At 31.9% G+C, this 20,806-nt stretch carries 24 protein-coding genes; 19 read left to right on the top strand and 5 right to left on the bottom strand.

Annotated elements, in window-relative coordinates:
* Position 1: 1 nt before the first annotated feature.
* Positions 2-706, top strand: a complete 705-nt coding sequence (locus tag JC605_RS12895) for an AAA family ATPase (RefSeq protein WP_198856583.1) — start codon at positions 2-4, stop codon at positions 704-706.
* 79 nt (positions 707-785) lie between these two features.
* Here the strand turns inward: JC605_RS12895 and JC605_RS12900 are convergent, their stop codons facing one another.
* Positions 786-2,231, bottom strand: a complete 1,446-nt coding sequence (locus tag JC605_RS12900) for a glycosyltransferase family 2 protein (RefSeq protein ID WP_198856584.1) — start codon at positions 2,229-2,231, stop codon at positions 786-788.
* 500 nt (positions 2,232-2,731) lie between these two features.
* Between JC605_RS12900 and JC605_RS12905 the strand changes: the two genes are divergently transcribed.
* Positions 2,732-3,178 (top strand): response regulator, encoded by a 447-nt coding sequence (locus JC605_RS12905; protein ID WP_198856585.1) that lies wholly within the window; start codon positions 2,732-2,734, stop codon positions 3,176-3,178.
* 12 nt (positions 3,179-3,190) lie between these two features.
* Positions 3,191-7,210, top strand: a complete 4,020-nt coding sequence (locus JC605_RS12910) for a PAS domain S-box protein (RefSeq protein WP_198856586.1) — start codon at positions 3,191-3,193, stop codon at positions 7,208-7,210.
* Positions 7,211-7,296: 86 nt separating this feature from the next.
* On the opposite strand, the gene JC605_RS12915 is transcribed toward JC605_RS12910, so the two are convergent.
* Complete coding sequence (locus JC605_RS12915) at positions 7,297-7,713, bottom strand: lipocalin family protein (protein ID WP_198856587.1); 417 nt, start codon at positions 7,711-7,713, stop codon at positions 7,297-7,299.
* Between the two features lie 186 nt (positions 7,714-7,899).
* Here JC605_RS12915 and JC605_RS12920 point away from each other — a divergent pair, with 186 nt between their 5' ends.
* Complete coding sequence (locus JC605_RS12920) at positions 7,900-8,094, top strand: hypothetical protein (protein WP_198856588.1); 195 nt, start codon at positions 7,900-7,902, stop codon at positions 8,092-8,094.
* Positions 8,095-8,126: 32 nt separating this feature from the next.
* Positions 8,127-8,312, top strand: a complete 186-nt coding sequence (locus JC605_RS12925; RefSeq protein ID WP_198856589.1) for a hypothetical protein — start codon at positions 8,127-8,129, stop codon at positions 8,310-8,312.
* Between the two features lie 55 nt (positions 8,313-8,367).
* On the opposite strand, the gene JC605_RS12930 is transcribed toward JC605_RS12925, so the two are convergent.
* Positions 8,368-9,375 (bottom strand): hypothetical protein, encoded by a 1,008-nt coding sequence (locus JC605_RS12930; protein WP_198856590.1) that lies wholly within the window; start codon positions 9,373-9,375, stop codon positions 8,368-8,370.
* A gap of 216 nt (positions 9,376-9,591) precedes the next feature.
* Here JC605_RS12930 and JC605_RS23720 point away from each other — a divergent pair, with 216 nt between their 5' ends.
* From JC605_RS23720 to JC605_RS13000, 14 genes are all read left to right on the top strand, one after another.
* Complete coding sequence (locus JC605_RS23720; RefSeq protein ID WP_233074099.1) at positions 9,592-9,945, top strand: hypothetical protein; 354 nt, start codon at positions 9,592-9,594, stop codon at positions 9,943-9,945.
* Positions 9,946-10,239: 294 nt separating this feature from the next.
* Positions 10,240-11,694: an ATP-binding protein gene (locus tag JC605_RS12940; protein ID WP_370569054.1), complete on the top strand. Its 1,455-nt coding sequence runs from the start codon at positions 10,240-10,242 to the stop codon at positions 11,692-11,694.
* Between the two features lie 5 nt (positions 11,695-11,699).
* A complete protein-coding gene (locus JC605_RS12945; RefSeq protein ID WP_198856592.1) occupies positions 11,700-12,368 on the top strand; it encodes a response regulator in 669 nt (222 codons plus the stop codon).
* A 140-nt stretch (positions 12,369-12,508) separates the two neighbouring features.
* Positions 12,509-12,667 carry a hypothetical protein gene (locus tag JC605_RS12950; RefSeq protein ID WP_198856593.1) on the top strand — a complete coding sequence of 53 codons (159 nt, stop codon included), beginning with the start codon at positions 12,509-12,511 and terminating at the stop codon, positions 12,665-12,667.
* Positions 12,668-12,759: 92 nt separating this feature from the next.
* Positions 12,760-12,987 (top strand): DUF4236 domain-containing protein, encoded by a 228-nt coding sequence (locus JC605_RS12955; protein ID WP_198856594.1) that lies wholly within the window; start codon positions 12,760-12,762, stop codon positions 12,985-12,987.
* 5 nt (positions 12,988-12,992) lie between these two features.
* Positions 12,993-13,340 carry an excalibur calcium-binding domain-containing protein gene (locus tag JC605_RS12960; RefSeq protein WP_233074101.1) on the top strand — a complete coding sequence of 116 codons (348 nt, stop codon included), beginning with the start codon at positions 12,993-12,995 and terminating at the stop codon, positions 13,338-13,340.
* 14 nt (positions 13,341-13,354) lie between these two features.
* Entirely contained in the window at positions 13,355-13,750 is a 396-nt protein-coding gene (locus tag JC605_RS12965; protein WP_198856595.1) for a TerB family tellurite resistance protein, read from the top strand.
* Between the two features lie 3 nt (positions 13,751-13,753).
* Positions 13,754-15,022, top strand: coding sequence for an ABC transporter permease (locus JC605_RS12970; RefSeq protein ID WP_198856596.1), 1,269 nt, complete (start codon positions 13,754-13,756; stop codon positions 15,020-15,022).
* Positions 15,023-15,027: 5 nt separating this feature from the next.
* On the top strand, positions 15,028-15,927 hold the full coding sequence (locus tag JC605_RS12975) for a hypothetical protein (RefSeq protein ID WP_198856597.1): 900 nt from the start codon (positions 15,028-15,030) through the stop codon (positions 15,925-15,927).
* A gap of 182 nt (positions 15,928-16,109) precedes the next feature.
* Positions 16,110-16,343 carry a hypothetical protein gene (locus JC605_RS12980; protein WP_198856598.1) on the top strand — a complete coding sequence of 78 codons (234 nt, stop codon included), beginning with the start codon at positions 16,110-16,112 and terminating at the stop codon, positions 16,341-16,343.
* Positions 16,340-16,621, top strand: a complete 282-nt coding sequence (gene yidD / locus JC605_RS12985) for a membrane protein insertion efficiency factor YidD (RefSeq protein WP_198856599.1) — start codon at positions 16,340-16,342, stop codon at positions 16,619-16,621. The genes JC605_RS12980 and yidD overlap by 4 nt, the downstream gene beginning before the upstream one ends.
* Positions 16,622-16,788: 167 nt before the next feature.
* Positions 16,789-17,202 (top strand): hypothetical protein, encoded by a 414-nt coding sequence (locus JC605_RS12990; RefSeq protein WP_198856600.1) that lies wholly within the window; start codon positions 16,789-16,791, stop codon positions 17,200-17,202.
* A 4-nt stretch (positions 17,203-17,206) separates the two neighbouring features.
* Entirely contained in the window at positions 17,207-17,416 is a 210-nt protein-coding gene (locus JC605_RS12995) for a hypothetical protein (RefSeq protein WP_198856601.1), read from the top strand.
* Between the two features lie 212 nt (positions 17,417-17,628).
* Positions 17,629-18,981, top strand: a complete 1,353-nt coding sequence (locus JC605_RS13000) for a GH1 family beta-glucosidase (RefSeq protein WP_198856602.1) — start codon at positions 17,629-17,631, stop codon at positions 18,979-18,981.
* A 79-nt stretch (positions 18,982-19,060) separates the two neighbouring features.
* Here the strand turns inward: JC605_RS13000 and JC605_RS13005 are convergent, their stop codons facing one another.
* Positions 19,061-19,426, bottom strand: coding sequence for a hypothetical protein (locus JC605_RS13005; RefSeq protein WP_198856603.1), 366 nt, complete (start codon positions 19,424-19,426; stop codon positions 19,061-19,063).
* Positions 19,427-19,791: 365 nt separating this feature from the next.
* Positions 19,792-20,421 carry a hypothetical protein gene (locus tag JC605_RS13010; protein WP_198856604.1) on the bottom strand — a complete coding sequence of 210 codons (630 nt, stop codon included), beginning with the start codon at positions 20,419-20,421 and terminating at the stop codon, positions 19,792-19,794.
* Positions 20,422-20,806: the final 385 nt, after the last annotated feature.

Raw genomic sequence — 20,806 nt, forward strand, 5'->3', positions numbered from 1 at the left:
GATGAACCTGAATGATCTTACCGTAATTGATACTGAAAAAATTGCTTTAGACGATTTGTTTTTTAGTGATGAAAATAAAGCCGCTTTGCTTCAGATAATCAAGGAACATCAATATATTGAAGAATTAAAACAATACAATCTTAAAGTTGACAATAAGATTTTATTGCATGGAAGTTCTGGCTGCGGCAAAACGACAACAGCAAAAGCAATTGCCAATGCTTTAAATAAAAAGATAATTATTGTAAACCTCAGCACTGTGGTCGATTCTAGAATTGGCGAAACTTCTAAAAATCTAAAAGCTATTTTTGATAAGGCTATTCGCGAAAGAGCCGTATTATTTTTGGATGAATTTGACCAAATTGGAAAAAGCCGTGACAGCGATGATAAAGATGTTGGCGAAATGAGACGTTTGGTAAACACAATCATTCAGCTTTTTGATTATTTCCCTTCTGATAGTTTATTGATCTGTGCAACGAATCATTACGAAATAATAGATAGCGCTTTATTGAGAAGATTTCAGCTTCGTTTGAAATATGAAATGCCTTCAGAAAAACAGCTCGATATTTATTATGACAAAATTTTAAGCACGTTTCCAGAACATTTTCAGAACATCCAAAGAAAATATTCTGTTTCTTATGCCGAAGCTTTAGATTACACCAATACTACAATGAAAAGGCAGATTATTGCTGCTTTAGATTCTAAATAAAAATGAGAAAACCCGCTGACACTACAGCGGGTTTTCGTTTGGCGGAGTTTTATATAATAGAATGAATAGTGTTCTTAATTTATAGTCCTCTTGTCAACCAACCTCTTTTGTTGGCTGTTGCAATGGCATAAGGTGCAATCCAGAATAAACTGAAAGTGTAGAAAACACTATAAGAATAAGCCCAGAAAGATTCTGCAAGCGTATATCTTTTTGCGTAAAATACCATCGAAAATGTTGAGAACATTAATATAGCAACCAAAGTTGAACTAATGAATAATATTGGGTGAACTGCAATAAAGTAGAACATGAATAAAAAGAACGGATACGTCATTGCAATTTTAAAAAACTGATTTAAAAACAGCATTCTAGGTCCAAATTTTGATTCTTTTCTAAAATCCTTGAAAACATATTTTGCCATCATAAGATTTTCGCGAACATTACTTCTCGCCCATCTAATAAACATTTTGTATAATCCTTTGTATTCTTCTGGAACATTAGTTAATACTACTGCATTTCTTTGAAATTTCACTTCTAAACCTTGTTTCAAAATCATATTGGTAAGAGCACGATCTTCGCCAATATCTGATGGCTGCCCCATAAAAGTTTGGTTGATCCATTCTGGCAGACAATTAAAAACTGCATCTCTTCTGTAAGCAGCCAAAGCTCCTGGCGTACATAATACAGAACCCAATTGGCTTTCAGCAGAACGTTGAAATTCGAAACTCATTACAAAACTTACATTAAGCATTTTTGGTAAAATCGCTTTTTTATTGTTCAAAACCTGAACGTTTCCTGCAACTGCACCACATTTTTTATTTACCACAAATGGGCTAACTAAGTTTCTTAAAGTATCTTTTTTTACTATAGAATCACTATCTACAGTTACGAAGATTTCTCCTGTTCCTAATTTGAAACCTCTGTACAAAGCCTGACGTTTTCCTTGGTTTTTAGGCTGCTGAAAAATCGTAACACGATCTCCTAATTTTGCTTTTGCTTCCTGCATCCAGTACCAAGTATCATCTTTACTTCCATCGTCAATAGCAAGAAGCTGCAGTTTTTCTGCTGGATAATCGCTTTCTGCAAGACTTAATAAAGTGTCCCAAACTAGTTTTCCTTCATTGTATGCCGGAACGATAATCGTACAAGTTGGCAATAAATCATCTGATACTGATGGAATAGCTTTGTATCTTAAGTACAAATACGAACTGTACAAGAAAACCCCTGTTTGGTAGAAAAATAAAAGTGTCGTAATTATTAAAAATGGCAATCCCCAAGTCGAAGCAATTCTTTCAAAATGAAATTGCTCAAAATCGTCTTGCAATTGAAATACCATAACGGCCCCTGCAATTAGTAATAAGAAAGTAGCAATAAGAATCGCTAATCCAAAAGGACTTGTCGGTCTTTCTACATGCACTTTTTGTGATTTTTCGTTGGTTCTAAAAAAAGAACCGTTTAATGTTTTTTTGCTGATAGCTGAACTGCCGTTCGCATAAAATTGTTCTGAGATAATTGTTTCGCTTTTCATGCTTATACTCCTTTTTTAATTTTCTTAATTTGGCTTTTAGCAAAATCTTCTCCCTTTCAAAAACGGACACATTAGAGATTTTGACACTAACACAATTTACAAGCGGCATGCCAATACGATTTTAAACTGGTACAGAGCCATTTAGAAAAACAAGAACAAAAAAGAGTGTGTAATTATTTTACACTTTTTGGATACGGTATACACTAAAATCGTGATTTTTGGAATGAAATAAATGAGATTCTAAAAGGTTTTACAGTATTTGTTTCTTCTATTTGGTAAAGAAATATGAATCTCAAAAAGCACGCTTTTAAATAAAAACCTGCAAAGAATTAATAAAACGCATTTATTGAATTAAAATTGCATTAGAGAAAAAAATCAATGATATTTTCTTCTTTTTTTCTTCTTTTAAAAAACATTCTTCACAAAAAAACTAGAAATCTTACTTAAAAAAGTTAAATTTATCGAAAGAAAACTTAACCCTAAATTAAGGAGAATAAAAAATGAATAAAGAGCATTATTATCTTTTATTGGCTGATGACGACGAAGATGACTGCCTTTTCTTTAAAGAAGCTCTCGATGAAATAACGATCGGCACTACGCTGTCAATGGTACACGACGGTGTCCAATTGATGAATTATTTGAAAACTAATATTTCAAATCTTCCCGATGTTCTTTTTCTGGACTTAAATATGCCTAGAAAAAATGGCCTGGAATGTTTAGATGAAATTAAAAATGACGAAGAATTAAAAGCCCTGCCAATTATCATTTTCTCTACTTCGTTAGACGGCGAAATAGTTGACAAATTATACCAAAAAGACGCTTCTTTTTACATTAGAAAACCAGGTGAATTTTCTAAACTTAAAAATGTAATAGAAAAAGCACTTACCATTGCATCCGAAAATAATTTTAAACAGCCCGAAAGAGCCAATTTCATATTGCAACCTTAATCTTCTCTGGAAATGAACCGCAAACACAAGGAACATTATTTTCTTTCTCAAGAAGGTGAAATGGGGAATTTAATTCGTTCTGCAGATTGGAGCAAAACCTCTTTGGGAAATCCTGAAAATTGGCCTCAGAGCTTAAAAACAATGACGGCAATGATACTTGGCAATCCGTTTGGAATGTACATTGCTTGGGGAGAAAATTATACCCAATTGTATAATGATGCTTTTCGTCCTATTCTTGGTGTTTCTAAACATCCAAAAGCATTAGGCATAAGCTCGCGGGAAACATTCAGCGAAATTTGGGATACTATAGGTCCTATGTTTGCCGATGTAATGAAAGGACATGCGGTAAGTTTTCCTGATTTTAAGGTTCCACTGCATCGAAATGGCTACATAGAAGATTGCTTTTTTGACTTTTCGTACAGTCCGATAAAAATCGAAGATGGCTCTATTGGTGGCATTTTGGTAACGGTTATAGAAACCACCGAAAAGAAAATTGTTGCAGATGCGCTACAGGAAAGTAATGTGCGATTTGTCAATAATATTATGCAAGCGCCTGTGGCAATGTGCATTTTTAAAAGCGAAAATCATATTGTTGAAATTGCCAATGAACAAATGTTGCAGCTTTGGAATACAAAAGCCGAAAATATAATTAACAAACCAATTTTTGAGATTCTGCCAGGATTGAAAAAACAAGGTTTTGATGAAATTCTTAACAGCGTTTTTAGAGACGGAAAAAAAATTGCTACAGATGAACTTTTTGTCCAACTAAACCGAAACGGACAAACTGAAAACACCTATATTAATTTTGTTTACGAAGCTTTGCGCGAAAAAGACGGCACTATTTCTGGCATTGCAGCAATTGCTACAGAAGTTACTGCTCAGGTTTTGGCACGTTCAAAAGTTGAAGAAAGTGAACAAAAAATAAGACAGCTGGTAGAAAATGCACCTTTTCCGATTGCGGTTTATGTTGGAAAAGAAATGCGCATTGAACTAGCAAATGAATCTATTATAAAAATTTGGGGTAAAGGCCCAGATGTAATCGGAAAAACATACCGAGAAATTCTTCCAGAACTAAAAAATCAATCGGTTTTTGAACAAGTAGAATCGGTTTTTGAAACTGGCCTATCTTTTCATTCTAGAAATTCGCGTATCGATATTGTCATCGATGATAAGCTGCAATCTTTTTATTTCAATTACAGTTTTACTCCTTTATACGATTTAAATGGTAAAATTTATGGGGTAATGAATACCGCTGTAGAAATTACAGATTTGTATATAGCCAAACAAAAAATAGAAGAAAGCGATAAAAGGTTTCGTAATACAGTAAGACAAGCTCCCGTTGGTATTACTATTTTACGTGGACCTGAATATGTGGTTGAAATGGCTAACGAAGCTTATCTCAAAATTGTTGATCGAACGGAAGAATCTTTTGTTGGGAGACCTTTGTATGATTCGCTTCCAGAAGTAAAAGAAACTGTTAGCGTTTTACTAGACAATGTTTTGAATACTGGAATTCCGTTTCACGGAATTGAAGTTCCTGTACCTTTAAACCGATATGGCAAAATCGAAACTTCTTATTTTGATTTTCTTTATCATCCGCTGAAAGAAGAAAACGGAACAATTTCAGGAATTTTGGTAACCGTTACCGAAGTAAGCGAAAAAGTTGAAGCCAGAAAAAAAATCGAACTTAACGAAGATCGTCTTAAAATTGTTGTTGAAGCCAGCGAATTGGGAACTTGGGAACTTAATGTAAAAACAGGACATCTCACCTATTCTGAAAGATATCTGGAAATCATTCACGGCTATACCGAAGAATCTTTGTTAACTCATCAAGAATTATTGGCGCATCTTCATCCTGATGATGTGCATCTTAGAAATGAAGGATATAAAGAAGCTTTAAAATCAGGTTTTTTAAATTACGAAGCTCGTGTAATTTGGAAAGATCAATCGATTCATTGGGTTGAAGCGAAAGGAAAAGTTTTTTATGATGAAAATAATGATCCATCAAAATTAATAGGAACAATTCGGGACATTACCGAAGAAAAAAAATACAACCAGAAAATAGAAGAAAGCGAAAAGAAATTGCGAAATCTTATTATGCAATCGCCTGTTCCAAAAGCCATTTTCCGCGGAAATGATTTTGTGATCGAAATGGCCAATTTTGTGCTTTTGAATAATATTTGGAAAAAAGAAGAAAGTGAAGTTCAAGGAAAAAAACTATTAGAAATATTCCCAGAACTTAACAATCAGAAATACGCACATTTATTAAAACAAGTTTACGAATCTGGAAATGTCTATTCTGAATCTGAATCTTTGCTTTTTATTGATAATAAAAAGTACGGTGATCAATACTACGTAGATTTTGAATTTGCACCACTCCGCGAAAGCGATAATTCGATTTCTGGAATTAGAATGACGCTTATTGATGTTACCGAAAAAGTCGAAGCCAGAAAAAAAATCGAAGAAAGCGAGAAAAGATTCCGTTTACTTACAGAAAGCATTCCGCAGTTAATCTGGGAAACTGATGCTGAAGGAAAAGCTCTTTTCACCTCTGGGAAATGGCTAGAATATACCGGAGTCGAACCTGGAATTGAAGGTTCTTGGCAAAAAATGATTCATCCAGATGATTTTGAAGAAAATGTAAAAATCTGGCAACATGCACTCGCAACCGGTGAAATGTATCGCTGCGATGTGAGAATGCGTAGAAAAGATGGATCTTACAGATGGCATACCGTTATTGGAGAACCTGTTTTTGGACTCGACAATAAAATCATAAAATGGGTCGGCGCTTTTACCGATATTCATACCGAAAAAGCTTTTACTCATGAACTTGAACAACAAGTTACAGCGAGAACTAGAGAGCTAATTCAGATTAACGAATCGCTTCGAAAAAGTGAAGAGCGTTATCATTTGATGGTAGAAGAAGTTCAAGAATATTCCATTCTATACTTAAATTCAAAAGGTATTGTAGAAAATTGGAATGTTGGAGCCGAAAAAATTAAAGGCTATAAAGCAGACGAAATTATCGGAAAATATTTTGGCATTTTTTATACTGCCGAAGATCAAAAACATAAATTGCCTGAAGAACTTTTAGAATTGGCAAGAGAAAAAGGAAAAGTAATTCACGAAGGCTGGCGTGCACGTAAAAACGGAAGTTTATTTTGGGCAAGCGTAGTTATTACCGCGGTTCATAATAAAAAAGGCGATGTTATTGGTTTTTCTAAAGTAACGCATGATTTAACCGAAAGAAAAAAAGCCGATGATAAATTAAAAATGAATGCACTAGAACTAGAGCAAAAAAACAATGAACTAGAAGAAATGAACAAAGAGCTTCAGTCATTTGCTTATATTTCGAGTCATGATTTGCAGGAACCGCTTCGAAAAATACAGACTTTTGCTTCGCAGATTATTGATAAAGAATCGGAAAATTTATCAGAAAACGGAAAAGATAAATTTAAACGAATGCAAAACGCTGCACAACGAATGCAGACTTTAATTAATGATTTATTGGCCTATTCTAGAACAAATAGTCAAGAACGTGTTTTTATAAAAACAGACCTCAGCCAAATTATTAAAGAAGTAAAAGAAGATTTAACCGAAGAATTAGAACAAAAAAGCGCCATAATTGAAATCGGACATACTTCTGAAGTTGATATTATTCCGTTCCAGTTTAAGCAATTGCTTTATAATTTGATTAGTAATTCGCTGAAATTTTCAAATCCTGATATTCCGATTATAATTAGAATCAAAAGCAAAATAGCATTAGGCCAAGATCTAGGGGAAGAAAAACTGATTGCAGCAAAAAAATATTGCCATATAGAAGTTTCGGATAACGGAATTGGTTTTGAATCCCAATACAACAAAAAGATATTCGAAGTGTTTCAGCGTCTACATGGTAGAGATCGCTACAATGGTACCGGAATCGGACTCGCAATTGTAAAAAAAATTGTAGAAAACCACAACGGAGTCATTACTGCTTCTGGCATTCACAACGAAGGAGCTTCTTTTGATATCTATATTCCTGTAAATTAAATTTATTTTATAAAAAAAAGGAAACTTCATTTAACGAGTTTCCTTTTTCCATTTCAAAACGAATTGAAATTATCTCAAACAAATTCTTATCTAGTATAAACAGTAATTACACCAGTTGTTTTATCTTTAATTTTAAGCTCTTTGTTAGTAAGGTTCATGATATCACTAGTTGAACTAATGTTTCCAACCGTAATAGTCAAATCGTTATGAGATCTTACATAAGTACCAGTAGTTTCTGTAAGAGCACAATCAGAACCGTTATAATCACCAATAACCGCTGCGTTACTTAATCTTAGATCCAAATAATCTTTATTACATCCTGCTGCATTCTGAGGTGCATCAATTAACACTTCTTTTCCATCAACAATTGTCCCAGTTTGGCTTAGACTATACTTCCCTTGAAGTGGAATTATTGTTTCTCCATCATTATCGTCGTTACTACAAGAAGTTACGAACATTCCCGCGCCTAAGGCTAATACGAATAATATGTTTCTATTTTTCATGTTTGTTTGTTTTTTATTAATTTAATTCAATAATGCTAAATTAAAAGTAAAAACCTACAAAAAATTTCATGATTTTAGGAATATATTACATAAATCGCATTTTTTAAACAATGTTTTTTTTTCTATTACAATGACTAATAATTAATGTATTTTAGATAAATATTAACAACCCATTAATTTTACAAAATGAAGAAACTATTACTATTTAGCATTTTTGCTCTATTAAATTTTGCAACGTACTCCTGCACTGCGGATGATAGTCAAACAAGCGAATCTAAAACAGAAATCAAAAAAAATACTTTGTCTGTGGATAATGCCAAAGCAAATATAGGACCGGATGATGATCCTATTACTGTGCCACCACCACCTAAAAAACCTTAAACTACAGTTGTCTAACCTAAATTTATTTTAAAGTGAAAAAATTACTTTTATTCAGTGGTATTGTATTGTTAAGTTTTGCAACTCATTCTTGCACTGCTGATGACACAGAAACAACAAGCGCAAAAACTAAAGTTGTAAAAGAAAAACCTATAACCGAAGCACAAGCAGATGGTCCTGGCGATGGCACTATTACGCCGCCGCCGCCAGAGGATAATTAATTTTATAACGCAATTTTAAAGGAAGTACCGAAAATGTACTTCCTTTCTTTTTTTATTAATTGCATTTTGGTCTATCAGACAGATATCGATTGATAATATATTGTGTAATTGGTTTTAAGAATCTTTGCGTGTTTTCTGGATAAGGCGCAGATTGATTATAGCATTCTATAGAGTTTCCAATCTTAATATAAAAAACTTTCGCTCTACCATTATCATCAAAAAAATCAGTTGTATCACATACTTCAATTTTTCTTAAATTAAAATATCTCGCATCATAATAAGTTTCGCAATAGCCATTATCAGATCTTGCTATTTTTTCATAATGATCGTTTGTCCATTGCATGCAATCTTTTTGTGACATGCTCAAGTAAATGATTATACTTAATACAGCAAGAAAAGCTGCAATTACAAAATATTTTTTCATTCCAGATTTTCCCACATCTTTCCCTCCAATCTTAACGGGAGTTGAAATATCTGATATCCCTATTGGAGTTGTTTCCCAGTCTTGATGTTTATCTTGTTCTAGTTCTCTAGTTTCATCTTGCTTTACTTCTTCATTTTTATCTTTTTCTACCTCATCATTTTTTAAACTAGGAGAATGTTCGTTTTCTATCTCAACAATTAAAGTGTTAGAAAAATTTTCATTTTCAGGAGTTCCGGTATCCCTTAACACTTCAATTAATCTTTTTTCGTCCTCATCAAGTTGTTTTCTATACTCGTTAAAAGGTCTTGGCTGAAGATCTACCAATATTGCAGCCAGTTGAATAGTGTCTTCAGCGGGATTCTCTGTTTTACCTAAAAGAAAACGCTTAACTGCTTCTAATTTATTCAGTTCATCCTCTCCAAACTGATTTTTCTTATCCTTATCAAATGGAAAATCAAAAAAAGATTTAAAAGCAATTAAGTCATCTTTATTACTATTTGCGTCAAATCTTTTGACGCACAAATTTCTAAGATTTGCTGATGTTGGAGAATTCAGATTATTAGAATATTCTCCATTTTTTTCTTCTTCATATTTAGCTTTAATAGCTTTTTTATAATCTTCAAAAGTAATGGTTGGCATAGGCATTTGAACTTTTTAAAACTTTATCTAAAGTACTTTACTCAACTTTTTGTGACTTTCTGGAACTTCTTCTGACTTTCAAGAAAAACATTCGACTTTCCTGACTTTCTGGTCAATACAGGCTCAAAACGGTTGTTACTTTGCCTCAACAAAATTAGTTATCGCTTTGATCTGCAGGTCAAAAGCAAATGTACAAAACTAGTTCATGTACCAAGTGTGGAAAACCGTAAGACGGATTTTATTCCGGGAAGTATAGATGAAAATCTTACGGTTCTACACACTTCACTTCCCAAACAAAATTTGGTATTGCCATTTAAAAACCAACCTGGAAAAAGATTTCAGGCAGCAATACCCCTTGTTCAACTTTTAAACTTTAAAAAAATGAAAACATTATATTTATGGGGAGCGTGCGCGCTATTGTCAACTACATTATTCTCTTGCTCTGCTGATGAATTAGAATCTTCAGAACAAAAAACTGAAATAAAAAAAGAAATTCCGACAGAGGGACAAGCAAGTGAACCCGATGGTCCCGGTGATGATCAAACTAATATTACGCCACCAAAAAAATAACAAATAAAATTTGTTGTTTTCAATAAATTGCTAAATTCGGGGAAAGTACGATTTATGTTACGATCCCCGTTTTTTTGTTTCTTTATTTTTCTCCTTTTAATTTCTTGTGAGGAGAAAACAAGCACATTAATCAAACCTGAGAAATCGAAAAAAGAAGCAAAACTTCTACAAGAAAAAGCGACAGATCAGTTCCTAAAGAGCAACTACAACAATGCTTTTTATCTTTTTAATAAATCAAAAATTGCTTTTGAATTTTATAAAGACAGTACAAATATTGTTTACAATTTAATTCGGATGGCAAACATCCAACAAATAAATGGCGATTATTATGGGAGCAAAGAAACCTTAACAGAGGCACTGCCTTATTCAAAAATTAACAATAGCTATATGTCGGCAATCAATAATTCCTTTGGAATTGCCGATAAAGAACTTTCTATTTACGATGATGCTATTTTTTACTACAATCAGGCTATAAAAGTTTCGCAAGAGCAAATCGACAAACAATCTCCTCTCAACAATATTGCTGTTGTTTATATTAAACAGAAAAAATATGATAAGGCTATTAAAATTCTAGAAGGAATTTTAGAAACAAAAGCATTCGATAATTTTATAAAAAGTAAGGCAAGAGTAATCGATAATCTTGGATTTGCTTATTATAAAAAAGGCTTAAACGAAAAAGGACTTCTACTAATGAATGAAAGTCTGGACTTAAGAAAAAAGAATGACGATGTTTATGGAAGCATAGAAAGTTATCTTCATCTCGCAGAATTTTATTCTCAAACTGATGTTCAAAAATCAAATGAAAAAGCAAAAAAAGCTTATGAAATTGCGACCCAACTCAATAGTGTTGATGAACGTTTAAAAGCACTCACCTTTCTAATTTCTAATGGATCTGAAGTAAAATATGGCAAAAAGTATATTGCAATAAATGACAGCATCATAAAGGTTAGAAACAATTTTAAAAATAAATTTGCCAAAATTAAATACGATTCTAAAAAGGAGAAAGACGAAAACCAAATACTGCGATTGGAAAAAGCCGAGACTTCTCTTGCACTGCAAAAAGCACAGTATCAGAAGATCTTTTTTATAATTGGCATTACATCGCTTTTTCTCTTATTGCTTTACTTGAGAAAGTTTTACGAGAACCGCAATCGAATTGAAAAAATAAAAACAGCCTACGACACCGAAACCAGAATTGCCAAAGATATTCATGATGAGCTGGCAAATGATGTTTTCAATACCATTACTTTTACACAAACTCAGTCTCTTGAAAATGAAAGCATTAAAGAAACTCTAATTCAAAAACTGGATCATATTTATTCGCGAGTTAGAGGAATTTCTAGAGAAAATAATAATGTAGACATTAAAACAAATTATGCGCTCAATTTAAAAGAAATGCTTTCTACCTATAATAATGAGCATACAAACATTATCATTAACAACATTGAAAAAGTAAATTGGGATTTAATTGACGAAATTAAAAAAGTTACCATTTATAGAGTTTTACAAGAATTAATGGTAAATATGAAAAAGCATAGTCAAGCTTCATTGGTTGTTGTAAAGTTTGACAGTAACGGAAAAACAATTTTTATAGACTATACAGATAACGGAAAAGGTTGCGAAAAATCAAAAATCGTAAAAAATGGTTTGCAAAATATGGAAAACCGTATTTTGTCTAGTAAAGGAACTATTACTTTTGACACTGAACCTGATAAAGGTTTTAAAGTAAAAATAACAATGCCTAAATAAAACCTATGTTTAAAAAAGTAATTATTGCCGAAGATTTTGAAGAATTCAATTTAGCTGTAAAACAAACTTTGAGTGATTTCGACATTGTCAATTTTCAACATGCAAAATATTGCGATGATGCTTTACTAAAAATAAGAAAAGCCATTCAGGATAATGAACCATACGATTTATTAATTAGTGATCTTTCGTTTAAAAAAGATCATCGCGAAGTAAAAATCGGCAGTGGTGACGAATTGATTCAAAAAGTTCGAGAATTGCAGCCTAACATTAAAATTATCGCTTACTCTGTTGAAGATAAAAGTGTTCGTATAAAATCTCTTTTCGAGGATTCTGAAATTAATGCTTTTGTACTAAAAGGCAGAAATAGTATCGAAGATCTCAAAAAAGCTATAAACATAATTTCGGCTTCTGATCAGAAATTTATTTCGTCCGAAGTTGCTTCTGCGCTACAAGAAAAAGGCAACTACGAAATAGATGATATTGATATTAAAATTCTAAAATATTTGTCTGATGGAACATCACAGGATGAGATTATAGAAATTTTTAAAAACAGCGATACAAAACCACATAGCAAAAGTGCTATGGAAAAAAGATTAGCAAAACTAAAAGACTTTTTTAAAGCAAATAATACAGTTCATCTTGTTTCGATTACAAAAGATATGGGAATAATTTAAATTTCTTTTTCTTCAATTATAAGCTCCTTTGGGAGCTTTTTTTATTTCCAAAATTTAAATTTTAAGGATTATGGATTTCCGTAAAATACTGGTTTTGTTTGGTTTTACTTTTGAATCGTAATCAATTTAAAATTAAAAAAATGAAAAAATTAGCTGTTTTATTTAGCCTATTCTTCCTAGTCTTAGGAGGAAGTATTGAAGCTCAAAGTGGTCATTACAAAAGCGGAAAAGGTAGTTCTCATAAAGGTGGGAAATACAAAAACTCAAGCACTAATAATCACTACAAAAAAAGAAAATAATTATTTCAGACTTCGATTGACATGAAAATTAAGGACTGGTCGAGAGAAGTTTCAACAATCAGAAAATTTCTAATCAACTAAACTTAAAAATTATGGGCTTTCGATTTCAAAAAAGAATCAAACTTGGAGGCGGACTCGGATTAAATGTAAGTAAATCTGGAATTTCTCCAAGTTTTAGAACGAAAATGGGAACTTTTAACAAAAATGGATATTCTACTAAAACAGGCATTCCTGGAGTACGATACCAAAATAACGGATGCCTTGTCCTATTTGTCTTCACAGGACTTCTCGCATTTTTAATCTATAACCTTAAATTTTAATTATTATGGGATATCGAAAAGGATATTACAGAAAAGACGGAACGTACGTTCAAGGACATTATGCCAATAACAGATCCAAATTTTCAAACAAAAATAACGGATGCATGCTTTTGGTTTTGGTTTTTATTGCCTTCAGTTCAATAATTTCTTGTTCAGATTCAGGAGATTCAACAGAGATAACTTCTGGTTCTAGTTCAGGATCCAGCTCAAATTCAAGTTCAAACTGCCCTACTAAAACCTGCGGTGATTTTAAAAGTCAAGCCGATGCTCAAAAAACTTTTGAAAGCTACAAAAAATGCTACAAAAATTTGGATGGAGATGGAAATGGAAAAGCTTGCGAACATTTAAAATAACTAAACAAAAAAACATGATAACACTAGAACTAAAAAGTCACTTTTTGAGATTATATCAAATGGCATTATCTGATGATCAATTTGATGTATTAGAACTTCAAATGCTGTATCATTTTGCAGACGAAAGAGGAATTCCAAAAGAAGAACTTGACAAGCTTTTTCTAAACCCAGTCCATACCGAATTTATTGTTCCAGAAACTTTAAATACCAAAATTGAGTATTTATACGATCTCACTAGAATTATTTGGGCAGATGGAAAAATTACAGATGATGAATTAAATATGTTGAGAAAATACTGCCGAAAATTTGATTTTCTAGAAGAAAACATTAATGATTTATCGGACTACTTCATTGACTGCGTACAGAAAAATATTGGAAAAGAAGAAATTATTAGTCAATTAAACGCTTAAATTATGAAACCACTAACACATTTATTTAGTTTAAAAAAATCTGAGAATTCTTCCTTCAAAGTTTTAGAAGAAAATGAAGAAGACAGAGAACAAATTAGAATTACATATTATCAGAGCGGTTTTGCCGCTTCTGTAAAAGCTACAGGAAAACCAATTGTTTTAAAGGCATGCCTGCAAAATTTATATATGAGTTTTGAAGATCAGTGCCGAAAACAAAAAATGGAACAAGATAGACTAAAACAACCATACCGAGAAGAACAGGAAAAAAACAGAACAGAGCTTAAAAAATCCGAAGCTGCTATTGGCATTTTTGAGAAAAAAGAACAAGACATAACTGAAAGTATTGATCAGATAAAAAGCGAAATTATTGAAGTAAAACGTAATCCTGATAAATACGGAATTGAAGAAGGAAAGGGGCTTAAAGCACAATTTTATATTGGACTTATCCTTCTTTTGCCTATTACACTATATGTTTTAGTCTTTTATATTTCGGCTTCTTATTCTGCATTTTTCAAAGAATTTTCAAATGATAGCTTAACTGCTGCGATTTTCGATGCCGATGCTTTTACAAATGCATTTAAAGCAAGCTGGCTAGAAGGGGTTTTAGTTACCACAATTCCGTTTGTCTTTATGGGGTTGGGATATGTAATTCATATGGTTCAAAAAGGAAAAGGGATAAAAAATATATTGAGACTTGTTTCGCTTTTTGCTATTACCTTTTTATTCGATTCTCTTTTGGCTTATATCATTGAGAAAAAGATCTACGAATTTAACAAGACAACAGAATCATCTCCATATAATTTAAACATTGCTTTGGGCGAACCTGAATTCTGGATGATCATTTTTGCTGGCTTTGTAGTTTACATTATCTGGGGACTTGTCTTTGATTTTGTAATGAAAGAATTTGAAAATATTGACAAAATCAGAGCTTTTATAAGAGGTAGAAAAGAAAACTTACTTAATCTAGAAAAACTTAAAACAGATAACTTAAATAAAATCAATGGTTTTAAAGAGCAAGTCGTGGCTATAAACGGAAAAATATCCGAATTGCAGTCTAAAATTGATGGTTTCGTATTTCCTGTAAAAGAATATCTTCATTATCACCATCAATATAAAGAAGGCTGGTTTCAGGCAATTGGCACCGAGTTAGCCTTACCCTACAAAGAAAAGGAAGAACTCTTGCAAAGCTGCGAACTTTACTCTGAGGAACATTTGAGAAAATTAAATTTAATTGATCCTGACTTTCAACATTTAGTATATTCTAAAAATTAATAACTATGAAAAATACTTTACATAAATCACTTCTATTCTTATTATTGATTTTAGTTTTTTCATGCAAAGAAGAAACTAAAAAAGAAGAAAAAGAAACCACTATTAAAACGTCTGTTTCAGAAAATTATAATATTAGCATACTTGTTGATTTATCTGATCGAATAAGCCTTAAAAAAAATCCAAATCCTTCAATGGAAATATATCAACGAGACTTAGGATATATTAAATCGATTTCTGAGGCTTTCACTGAGCATTTAAAATCAAAAAGAATGAGACAGATTGACGATAAAATGCAATTATTTTTTAATCCCGAACCTGAGAATGCAGAAATTAATTCCATTTCGAAAGACTTGAGAATTATTGTTACTAAAGACAACGCTTCAAAAGAGTTACTTAATTCTATTAATGACAACTATTCCTCAAAAACTACTGTTATTTATGAATCGGCAATTAAAGATGATAAATATATTGGCTCAGATATTTGGAATTTTTTCGACAGTAAAGTACAAGATCAATGTATTGACAAGAACTTCAGAAACATCTTAGTTATTTTAACCGATGGATATATGTTTTATGAAGGAAACCAAATCAAAGACGGCAATTTATCCAGTTATTTAACACCTCAACTTATTAAACAAAATGGCTTAAGTACAAATGGTTGGGAAAAAAAGTTTGAAAAAGGAAACTTTGGTTTCATTAAAATTAATGCCGACTTGTCTGATCTTGATGTCCTAGTTTTAGGAATAAATCCAAGTAAAAATAATCCTTTCGAAGAAAAAATAATAAAAGCTTATTGGACTAAATGGCTTTCTGAAATGAAAATAAAACATTTCGAAATTAAAAATGCCGACTTACCTTCTAATATGGATAAAATCATTAAAGATTTTATTTTAAAGAAAGAATAAAATATCAAACCAATATGCTTTAAAGAGGAACTTCATTGTCCTCTTTTTTGTGTTTAAATCCATCTCTAAGAAAACTTCTCTTCAAAATTTTACTCGATTACGGATTTCCATAAAATACTGGTTTTGTTTGGTTTTACTTTTGAATTACAAATCAATTTAATACTAATTAAAACTAAAAAATTATGGAATACAAGGTAGTACCATTCGTTGCATCAATCGATCCAAAAAAAGGAAATTCAAATCATGTTGCTGAGCAACTTGAAAACCTGATAAAAAATTTCACAAATCAAGGCTGGGAATATGTACGTTTGGAAAGCGTATCAACATTTGTTCATCCTGATAGTGGATGTTTTGGATTAGGTGCTAAACCAGGCTACACAACAAATAGTCAAATGGTTGTTTTTCAGAAAAAATGAAATATATCATCTTATTAATTATTAGATGCTACTGGCTTTTAATTCCTCAATCTAAAAGAAGAAAGTGCATTTTTAAAAAATCTTGTTCAAATTATGTTTTTGAAATAAGTCAAAAAGACGGATTTATAAAGGGAATAAAAGCATTTCAATTTAGATTCCAAAACTGTCGGGGAAACTTTTCAATTTTTAAGAACCCAATAGATAACAAAATTCAAATGATTCTTCCTTCTCAATTAATAATTGACAAAGAAGAAATAGCCGATAGACTTATTGACTAAACTAAAAATATGAGAGAAAAAAAGTCCTTTCGAAAATAATATTAAATAGTATTATCCGATGAGATGCTATCGCTTCATAAAACAGAAGTAAATCCCGTATAAGTACTCACTTTAAAGAATATAATTCTAAGTAGATTTATCGCAACTAACTAAATACCACATTGCCTATGCTAAAAAACTACTCCCTACTATTCTTATTTCTTTTTATATTTTCTTGTAAAAAAGCTGATGCTCCGCCTCCACTGCCGCAAGTAAATTCGTTCTACAAAAGTGCCGTTACAGCAGACGACCGCAAAACTATTACTGCAGAAGAAGCCAAAACGTATCATGTCAATACTGCATTTAAATACGAATACAGAACTGGACATCCGGGACATTATAAGTACAACTATCATGTAAAAGGAGTAAACATTCATGGCGATTCTGTTTTTGGAAACATTAATACAGAAGGAAAATATGGTGCTGGAATTCTAATAACAGATAGTATACCCGAGCTAGAAATTTCTACAGAATGGATTTCTCACGGAAAACTAAAAGCTCTCGATAAAAAAGGAAACGAATACAATCTAATTGTCAAATAAACTAATGAAATATACTTTACTCTTACTTTTTGTTTTTTGCACTTCTTTTTCTTCTATAGAAACAAACGTTTTTATTTGTGGACCTAGTGGTGCAAAAAAGTATCATTATAACGAAAATTGTCGCGGTTTAAGCTCCTGTAGTCATGGAGTTGTAAAAACATCTCTTAAACAAGCACAAGGTTTAGGATTGACACTTTGTGGGTGGGAAGATTAAAAACCTCCTCACCCACATATTTTAACTATTTGATAATAATCACTTTACAATAAATTCACATTAGTTTTATTAATTTGATATAAAACTAATCGTTATGAAACTTTTTAATCTAAAATTTCTAGTATCATTCAAAGAATGGCTTTTCTTGAGAGCAATGCAATCTTCTTTCCTACATTAATAAACAACTTAATTATAAAGGAAAATACGATTGAATGAATAAAGTCGAAAGCTCATTTCTGAATAAAAACCAATTTGGTGAAGATTTCTTGTGGGGTGTCTCAACTGCCGCTTTCCAAATTGAAGGTGCGCATGATTCGGACGGAAAAGGTTCTTCTATCTGGGATGTTTTTACTTCTCAAAAAGGAAAAATTAAAAACGGTCATCATGCCATAACCGCCTGCGATTTCTACAACTCTTATCAGGACGATATTAATCTAATTAAGGAACTTAATATTCCTAATTTTAGATTTTCTATCAGCTGGCCCAGAATTATGCCAACTGGTGTTCATCCTGTAAACCAAGCGGGAATCGATTATTACAATAAAATCATAGATTCGCTACTGGCTTCTGGAATCGAACCTTGGATAACTCTTTATCACTGGGATTTACCACATGATCTGGAAGTAAAAGGAGGTTGGACAAACCGAGAATCTGTTTCGTGGTTTAAAGATTATGTCGAAGTCTGTGTACAGTATTTTGGCGATCGTGTCAAAAACTGGATGGTCATTAACGAACCTTCCGTATTTACGGGAGCAGGTTATTTTTTAGGTATTCACGCGCCAGGCAAAAAAGGAATTACAAATTACCTAAAAGCCATGCATCATGTTACTTTGGCAACTGCAGCTGGAGCTAAAATAATTCGAGAGCGAATTTCGGATTCTAATATCGGAACTACATTTTCGTGCACGCATATCGAACCTGCAACAGAAAACACAAAAGATGTCGAAGCTGCTAAACGAGTAGATACTTTATTAAACCGAACTTTTATAGAACCTATTTTAGGATTAGGTTATCCGCAGAAAGATCTTCCAGTTCTTAAAAAACTTAATAATTACATTTTAGAAGGCGATTTAAATAATCTCGATTTCGATTTTGATTTTATTGGTTTGCAATGTTATACTCGTGAAGTTGTAAAATCGGCAATGCTGATTCCGTATATTGGTGCAGAATTAGTAAGTGCCGAAAAACGAAATGTAATTTCTACCGATATGGGTTGGGAAGTTTATCCGCCAGCAATGTATCATATTCTTAAAAAGTTTAATGAATATGACGGAATCAGAAAAATCATTGTAACTGAAAATGGCGCCGCTTTTCCGGATACTGTAAAAAATGGAAAAGTTCATGATATAAAACGGACACACTACATTCAGGATCATTTAGAACAGATTTTAAAAGCCAAACAAGACGGTTTAAATGTCGATGGTTATTTTGTCTGGACTCTAACTGATAATTTTGAATGGGCTGAAGGATACAATGCCAGATTTGGGTTGATTCATGTCGATTTCGAAACACAAAAACGTACTATTAAAAATTCAGGGTTGTGGTTTAAAGACTTTTTATCTTAAAACCTATTCTCAAAAAATAGAAAAAGCCTTTCGTACTAATAATTGCGAAAGGCTTTTTTATTTGAAATAAGATTATCTTTTAACGAAATCTATATTTATAATTCTGTTTTAAAATTCCAACATGAATCTTTCCATTGGTTTTTAAATGAGTCGTCATCATGATATATTTTTCTTCGGGATATTTCACCTCAAAATTAAAGGTTGTATCTCTTACTTTCACTTGAAGCAAATGTTTTCCTTCACTAGAGGTTGATAGTCCAACTGTTTCGTAAGTTGGCAATGCCTCTGTTGCTTTTAAATTAATATCTTGAACTTTCTCTTTATCCAGAAATACTTCCAGTTTTAAATTGTCCAATTTCATATCGGTTGGCTGTTCAAATGAGACAACATATTTTTTACAGCTTACGGTGCATAAAACGATTAATAGTAAGAGAAGCTTTTTCATAAATAATGTTTTTAACTGATACTAATAGATTCAAAATCTATTTTTAATTTTATAAATATAGATAATTTTATTGCAAATCGATTACTTAGAAAAGCAAGTTTTTCGGTCTTTGCAACTAGTTTTTACTCCATTAAAAATGGTCAAAAAAAATACACTTTTTTAGCTAAAAAAAGTGCTATTTCATTGATTTTTATTAGGTTTAACGGGATTTTTTTCTTATCTTTATAGTGTAAATAACAGTAAATATATGCCGAAAAACAGACTTTTTAACTACCAAAATTACACTTCACAAAACCATTCTTTTTCCCGCTTTACGCATTTTATTTTTCAAAATGCTTTTCCGTTTCATTTCGAAACAATTTTTTCTAATCTTTTTTCTGCACCAAGTATATGCAGGCTGAAGAAACTAGAGCAACTGCTCCAACCGCAATCGTAATTATTTTGCGAGGATATATTTTCTGAGCCAGTTTTTTAGAAAATAGATTCCTAAAATTCCATAAAAGATTTCCTTTTTGAGGAACTTCTTTCGACTCTTCATGTTCATTTTTCACTAAAACCATTTCTTCTATGCCATTATTATCGATTTCGCCCGTTACATTCTTAACGACACTTTTAGTTTGTTTTGCTTCTTCAATTCTACATTTTTCATTGAACTTTTTAAAAGGGCGCGGCTGAAAATCGACAATCACGGCGGCAAGATTTATCGCATCAATATTTGACGGATCCGTTTCTCCCTTAAAGAAAGTTTCAATTGGCCTAAACTTATCTTTTTGATCCTTAAACTTATTCTTTTGAGTATGATCAAAATCTAAGCACAATAAATTCCTAAAAACATTCAAATCGTCTTGGGTTGGTTTATCTTCAAATATAATCCAACACAAATCGCGGAGTTTTCCGCGCGAAGGGTTGTATAAAAAATCAAAATATTCGCCCTCTTTTTCGATCTCATATTTAATTTTAATCGCCTTTTTATATGCTTCTAATGTATTATTCATCTTACCTCTTTTAGGAACTTCTTTTGACTTTCTATTTTCATTTTTTAACTAAAACTTTTTATATGCCTTTATTTTCGAATTCTAGATTTAAATGCTTTTTCAGCACTTTCAATTTCTGTTCCAATTTCTATATTTTTTCTATATTTTTTTTTGCCGTTCAAACCAACTTTTGAACAACTTATTGCATCTATTATAATATAGAGATTCGATTAAAATTAAATAATAATTAACCCAAAAAAGGCCTTCTATTTTAGTTTTATTGGGAATTCTCGGGAATCTCAGGAAAACGCAGGAATTCCGGGAATCCCTTGTCAACAGTGATCTAAAAGTGCCTTTACTTTGCATCAGAAATTAGTTCAAGTTTTGTCTGCAGACTAAAACAAAA

The sequence above is a fragment of the Flavobacterium sp. IB48 genome (genome assembly GCF_016405855.1).
Taxonomy (GTDB): Bacteria; Bacteroidota; Bacteroidia; order Flavobacteriales; family Flavobacteriaceae; genus Flavobacterium; species Flavobacterium ginsengisoli.